This window comes from Pullulanibacillus pueri, from assembly GCF_014639255.1.
GTDB classification, from domain to species: domain Bacteria; phylum Bacillota; class Bacilli; order Bacillales; family Sporolactobacillaceae; genus Pullulanibacillus; species Pullulanibacillus pueri.
Window position 1 is genome coordinate 1 of the sequence record NZ_BMFV01000068.1, and the last position, 6,449, is coordinate 6,449.

Here is a 6,449-nt window from a genome sequence, read left to right on the forward strand (position 1 = left end):
ATTCTCGTCTTGATCTTCCAACGCCGAATTGTCTCTGGATTAACCTCAGGTTCAGTGAAGGAATAGTCATTTGTTTGGTATGGAACTTATAAAAAATCGCTCTTTTGGTATTGATTCTATTAGAATAAACCAAAGGTGCGATTTTTTAATTGACTTAAGAAAGATAAAATCCCCTCAAAGCTCTCTTATCATAAACCAATCAAACCAAAAAATTCTATGGGCATTATTCAATAGAAAGCGCATAATTTAGTTTTTTAAATTTATATTAAGTGTGTTTACTAAATATTTCCTAAAATAAAAAATATGTGGGTTGATTCTTGTTTAATTTACGGCAGTACCCTATTAATTCATATGCTAATCCTATTAGGTTTAGCTTGAAATAAGGGGGATTTTATTTTAAAGACAATTTTAAACTTGATTTTATATAGTTTAGTAGAAAAATACATAGGCTTTTTTACTCATTTTTATCAGTTAATAAAAAATATTATAACAACATATTGACAGCGCTTTCAGTAGAGGTTAGACTTAATAATATCTTTTTACTAAATCTTTAGTAAATTAAAAGTGTAATGAGGTCTTATTATGGCAACGATTCGTGAGATAGCTAAGAAAGCTAAAGTATCACCATCAACTGTATCAAGGGTATTAAATAATGATCAAACTCTTTCAGTTGCACAGAATACCCGAGAACGCATCTACAGAATTGCTGAGGAATTACATTATAATACCTTGAAATCAAGAAAAAGAAAAATAAATAACAAGAATATTACTGAACCTAAGATTGGTATTATTATCTGGTGTTCTTATGAAGAAGAAATAGAAGACCCTTACTTTCTTTCGATTCGTAAAGGGATCGAAAGTGCTTGTTCAAAAATGGGAATTATGGTTAACAAGCTTATTCGTTTAAATGATGAAAATACTTTTCAAATAAATGATCTTGATGGATTGATTATTATAGGAAAGGTTAGTTCAAATACTTTATTACAGGTTAAAAACGAACTAGACCATGTGGTTGTTATAAATGATTCTCCTGATATTAATTTCTTTGATTCGGTTGTTATTGATTTTGAAAGCGCAACCAAAAACGTTTTAGAACTCCTTATCTCACTTGGGCACAATAATATTGGATTTATTGGTGGAAAGGAATATGAAGCTAATTCAAAAAATGAAACAAAAGAACTAAGGCTGGAAACTTATAAAAAATTTATGCAGGAAATAAAGGGTAAAGAAGTTATTGATCATGATATTTATAGGGGGGAATTTTCGATGTCCGAGGGCTACAAACTAATGAAAAAGGCAATAAGTAAAGGACACCTACCCACTTCATTTTTTATAGCAAGTGACTCTATGGCCATAGGGGCGTTACGTGCTCTACAAGAATCTGGATTACATGTACCTAAAGATGTCTCTATCGTAGGCTTTAATGATATTCAAGTGGCCAGTTTTACAAACCCACCTTTAACAACAATTAAGGTCTTTACAGAAAAAATGGGGGAAATTGCTGTTAAATTACTTTTGGATAAATGGCAAGGTCGGGACTTTCCTTTAAAAGTAGTTGTCCCTACAAGACTGATGATAAGAGAAAGTTGCAGGGTTCTTGGTTCAGTCGATTCTTAGTTGAAAATAAGTTTTAAACGGTTGGATATTAAGGGGGTGGTCGTGGGTACCAAAGGGTTGAACGAAAGGAGAGAAAGAAACCTTCAGTTTTTAGATGAAGGCAATATGAGGTGCGCACATAAAACGTTTGTTAATGACAATTTCAAAAAAGGAAACCGTCATCAGAGAAAATACACCATGGTGCTATACCATTTTGGGAGGGTAAACTCATGAAAATCAAAAAGAGTGTTGGAAAATTAAAAAAGCGCTCAATAGTATTGAGTGGATTCTTAATCCTTTTACTTGGGCTATTGCCATTACTTCAAGCCTGTAGTAGTAGTTCGGGGTCCTCTTCGGGGAAAACAGTCTTAAAAATGACAGCATGGGGAAGTCCGGGTGAGTTGAAAGTCTATCAAAAAGGAATTGATGCCTTCGAAAAAGAGAATCCAGATATCGAGGTCAAATTAACGCCTGTTCCAAGTGATTCCTATGAACAAAAACTTATTACAGAGTTAGCTGGGGGAAATGGTCCTGATGTATTTTATGTGGGTGACCAAACCATGGCAAAGCTAATCGAGAATAAATCGATTGTTCCATTGACGGACTTTATGAATACCGATAAAAGTTATACAAAAGTCGATGATTATTCTGAAGGACTTTGGGGAGCAGCCAAACAAGGCGATGAAATATACGGCATTCCAGTGGATTGTAACCCTTATGTCATTTATTACAATAGAGGCCTGTTTAAAAAATTAGGGATTAAGAGCCCTCAGGAATATTACGATGAAGGCAAATGGAATTGGGATGCATTTAGAGAAGTTACAGACAAAATCAAGGCTGCTGGTAAATATGGCTTTGTCCAAGACAGTGGTTATGCGATGATCAATAACTGGTATTGGTCTAACGGTGGCTACGAATTTGATGACAAAGGTAACTATGTATTAGATAAAGACAAAAAAGCTCAAGAGGCACTTAAATTTGTTAATGACCTAGTTCAAGATGGTAATGCTATTTATTCAGGTTCTTTACCAGAAGGTCAGGGAGCTGATGCGTTATTCATGTCTGAACAAGTGGGTATGGTAGCTGCAGGGCATTGGTTAACGGCAACCTTTAAGGAAAATAAAAGCCTAGATTATGATTATATTTACTGGCCCTCAAATAATGGTAAGAAAGATAATCCAGTTAACATTGCAACAGCCTTCCTTTCTGTAAATGCAAAGTCAAAGCATAAAGAGGCTGCAGAAAAATTTGCAACTTTTTACACCTCTAAACAAGGACAAGAGAAACGATTAACTGGGAATAACAACGCGATTCCATCAGTTAAAGGGATCGACAATATTGTTACAAAAGACCCAGCCGTCGATCATATTGAATATTTGCTTGAAGGGCGCAAGAATGGTATTGCCAACGGTGCTCCTCAGTTATACGCTGGGCAAGTAGCTGGTTTGCAGACAGAAATGAGTGACATCTATGATTTGATGTTCCTTGGAAAACAAGATCCAGAGAAGACGATTCAACAGATCACTAAGGTTGTAAATAAAGAGATTGGCGATAAAAAATAGTATTGATGAAAAAGCTGGATATTTTAAGGTCATTCCTCTTTAGGGGAACGACCTTAAATCAAACCATCTAGAATGAAGGTGATTGTTATGAAAGATCGAAAACGCACAATGTGGGGTTATCTTTTTATCACACCTCAATTAATAGGTTTGCTCTGTTTTTCCCTCATACCCGTTATCTACGCCATTGTATTAAGTTTTATGGAATGGAATGGATTTGGGGATAAGCATTTTGTTGGTTTTGCCAATTATATTACCCAATTTAAGGATCATGTCTTTTGGAAATCAATTATTAATACACTCTACTATATGATATTGACCATTCCTGTAGGTATTGCTCTCTCTTTAATACTCGCTATTGCTTTAAATAGAATAAGGGGCAAGAATATTTACCGTGTCTTTTATTTTATGCCAGTAGTCACAAGCATGGTATCGATTGCCGTCATATGGATGTGGCTCCTTAATGGTAAGTTTGGTATTTTAAATCAACTATTATCGGTCGTTGGGATCACGGGACCCGATTGGCTAACCGATACTCAATGGGTTATGGTGTCCATTGCGATGTTAAGCATTTGGGCGAGTGTCGGTTATAATATGGTCATTTTTTTAGCGGGCCTTCAGGGGATACCTAATAGTTATTATGAAGCGGCAGAAATTGATGGCGCTAGACCTTTTCAAAAGTTTCGTTATATCACTTTTCCAATGGTATCCCCAACAACATTCTTTATTACCATAATGTCAATCATCGGTTCTTTCCAAGTCTTTGACCAAGCTTATGTTATGACAAATGGGGGACCAGCGAAGGCAAGTTATACGATTGTTTATCATATTTTTCACCAAGGATTTGAAAAATTCGATATGGGACTTGCATCCTCAGCATCAGTCATTTTATTTGTAATCATTTTGGCCTTTACCTTAATTCAATTCAAACTTCAAAAAAGGTGGGTGCATTATGAAGACTAATTTTCCAGAAACCCACGCACAACAGCATGTGGTCCTGAAGACCCGGAAAAAGAATAGAGTAAAGATCTCTCACATTATTTTACATGTTGTATTGATTTTAGGTGCTTTTATCATGGTTTTCCCATTCCTTTGGACCTTAAGCAGTTCTTTAAAGGACGTCTCACAAATCTTTGTTGTGCCTCCAAAGTGGATTCCGAGTCCTTTTGTCTGGTCGAATTTCCCTGACTCTCTGACTTCAATGCCTTTTGGACTCGCTTATTGGAATAGCTTTTATATTACTGCTGTCGTTGTTATCGTCTCTTTGTTCACGTCATCACTAGCAGCATATGCTTTTGCTAAAATCCGTTTTCGAGGTTCTAGCATCCTCTTCATGCTGTTTTTAGCAACGATGATGATTCCCAAGCAAGTTACTTTAATCCCACTTTATATTATTATGGGGAAAATTGGATGGTTGGATTCCCATCTTTCACTCATCGTGCCTGGGGCACTGTTTAATGCTTTTGCTGTTTTTTTATTACGGCAGTTTATCAAAGGCATCCCAAGGGATTTAGAGGAAGCAGCTATTATAGATGGAGCCAGTACACCTAGGATTTATTTCAGTATAATTTTACCATTGATTAAACCAGCACTGTCGGCTGTTGGTATTTTCATCTTTTTAGGATCCTGGAATAATTTCATTGAACCACTTATATTCCTAAATACTCCTGAGAAGTTTACAGTTCCATTGTTACTCAATCAGTTTAAGGGACTGCATACAGTGGATTACGGTTTGTTGATGGCTGGAACGACCATTTCAGTTATTCCTGTATTAATCATCTATATCTTTGCACAAAGAAAGATCATAGAGGGCGTAACGATTACGGGTATAAAGGGATAAATAAATCAAAGTGAAACCGTTTAAAAAAGATTGGAGAGTGGAAAATGGCTAAAATTACTTTTTTAGGTGCAGGTAGTACTGTTTTTGCAAAAAACGTTCTTGGGGATTGTATGTTCATTCCAGATATTGATTTTGAATTTGCGCTTTACGATATTGATCCTCAAAGATTAAAAGAGTCTGAGAGTATGCTAAACAACCTTAAAAGTAATATCAATCCAAGAGTTAAGATTAAAGCATACAATGATCGAAAAGAGGCATTACGTGGGGCAAAATATGTTGTAAATGCCATCCAAGTTGGTGGTTATGATCCTTGCACAATCATTGATTTTGAAGTCCCTAAGAAATATGGCTTGCGACAAACGATTGGTGATACCCTCGGAATCGGCGGGATATTCCGTTCACTAAGAACCATTCCTGCTGTTCTTGACTTTGCAAAAGATATGCAAGAAGTCTGTCCAGGTGCTTGGTTCTTAAACTATACTAATCCAATGGCAACTATTACAGGAGCAATGATCCGTTACGGTGGGATTAAAACCGTTGGACTTTGTCATAGTGTGCAAGTCTGTGCCGATCATTTATTAGATTCTCTTAATCTGGATAAAAGTAACATACAGTGGAAGATTGCGGGAATTAACCATATGGCTTGGTTACTAGAGATTACACAAAATGGGAAAGATCTTTATCCAGAAATAAAGAAGCGGGCAAAGGAGAAGCAGCAGGAAAAACATACAGATATGGTGCGTTTTGAGATGATGGAGCGTTTTGGATATTATGTCACAGAATCCTCAGAGCATAATGCTGAATACCTCCCTTATTTCATAAAAAGTCAATATCCTGAACTTATCGATCGATTTAATATTCCATTAGATGAATATCCGCGCCGTTGTATTGATCAAATTGAACGTTGGAACAAAATGCGTGATGAGGTGGTTCATAATCATTTTCTTACGCATGAAAGAACACATGAATATGGGTCCTATATTATCGAAGCAATGGAGACAGATCACCCCTTTAAAATTGGTGGGAATGTACTGAATACTGGAAGACTAATTAGCAATCTTCCAGAAAAGGCTGTAGTTGAAGTGCCGTGCCTAGTGGATAGGAATGGTGTCACCCCCACATATGTAGGGGATCTTCCCGAACAACTTGCGGCACTTAATAGAACAAATATTAATCCTCAACTATTGACTATTGAGGCTGCCGTCTCAGGGGATAGAGAGAAAGTTTATCAAGCAGCTTTTCTTGATCCTCATACTTCAAGTGAGCTTTCTCTTGATGATATTGTATCGCTCTGTGATGATCTAATTGAAGCACATGGTGATTGGTTACCACAATTTAGTGAGAAAGAAATTAAAATGTAAGGATCGATTAAAAAGGAGTAGATAGAAGATGAAAGTCACTGTATGGAATGAATTTAGACATGAAAAACAAGATGAGGAAGTCAGAGCGGTGTA

Annotated in this window: 5 protein-coding genes; all 5 read left to right on the top strand. The window is 36.3% G+C overall.

Annotated features, from left to right (window positions below; all coding sequences use genetic code 11):
* Positions 1-582 precede the first annotated feature (582 nt).
* Entirely contained in the window at positions 583-1,617 is a 1,035-nt protein-coding gene (locus IEV91_RS21340) for a LacI family DNA-binding transcriptional regulator (RefSeq protein ID WP_188499444.1), read from the top strand.
* 209 nt (positions 1,618-1,826) lie between these two features.
* The gene (locus tag IEV91_RS21345) at positions 1,827-3,158 is read left to right on the top strand and encodes an ABC transporter substrate-binding protein (RefSeq protein WP_188499445.1); all 1,332 of its coding nucleotides are present in this window, start codon (positions 1,827-1,829) and stop codon (positions 3,156-3,158) included.
* A gap of 87 nt (positions 3,159-3,245) precedes the next feature.
* A complete protein-coding gene (locus IEV91_RS21350; RefSeq protein WP_188499446.1) occupies positions 3,246-4,118 on the top strand; it encodes a carbohydrate ABC transporter permease in 873 nt (290 codons plus the stop codon).
* Positions 4,108-4,995: a carbohydrate ABC transporter permease gene (locus tag IEV91_RS21355; RefSeq protein ID WP_188499447.1), complete on the top strand. Its 888-nt coding sequence runs from the start codon at positions 4,108-4,110 to the stop codon at positions 4,993-4,995. The genes IEV91_RS21350 and IEV91_RS21355 overlap by 11 nt, the downstream gene beginning before the upstream one ends.
* A gap of 44 nt (positions 4,996-5,039) precedes the next feature.
* On the top strand, positions 5,040-6,356 hold the full coding sequence (locus IEV91_RS21360) for an alpha-glucosidase/alpha-galactosidase (RefSeq protein ID WP_188499448.1): 1,317 nt from the start codon (positions 5,040-5,042) through the stop codon (positions 6,354-6,356).
* The last annotated feature ends 93 nt before the right edge of the window (positions 6,357-6,449 follow it).

Excerpts from the sequence above, each read along its gene's own strand:
- IEV91_RS21350 (WP_188499446.1), top strand. The coding sequence starts at position 3,246 with ATGAAAGATCGAAAACGCACAATGTGGGGTTATCTTTTTATCACACCT.
- IEV91_RS21340 (WP_188499444.1), top strand. The coding sequence starts at position 583 with ATGGCAACGATTCGTGAGATAGCTAAGAAAGCTAAAGTATCACCATCA.
- IEV91_RS21345 (WP_188499445.1), top strand. The coding sequence starts at position 1,827 with ATGAAAATCAAAAAGAGTGTTGGAAAATTAAAAAAGCGCTCAATAGTA.
- IEV91_RS21355 (WP_188499447.1), top strand. The coding sequence starts at position 4,108 with ATGAAGACTAATTTTCCAGAAACCCACGCACAACAGCATGTGGTCCTG.
- IEV91_RS21360 (WP_188499448.1), top strand. The coding sequence starts at position 5,040 with ATGGCTAAAATTACTTTTTTAGGTGCAGGTAGTACTGTTTTTGCAAAA.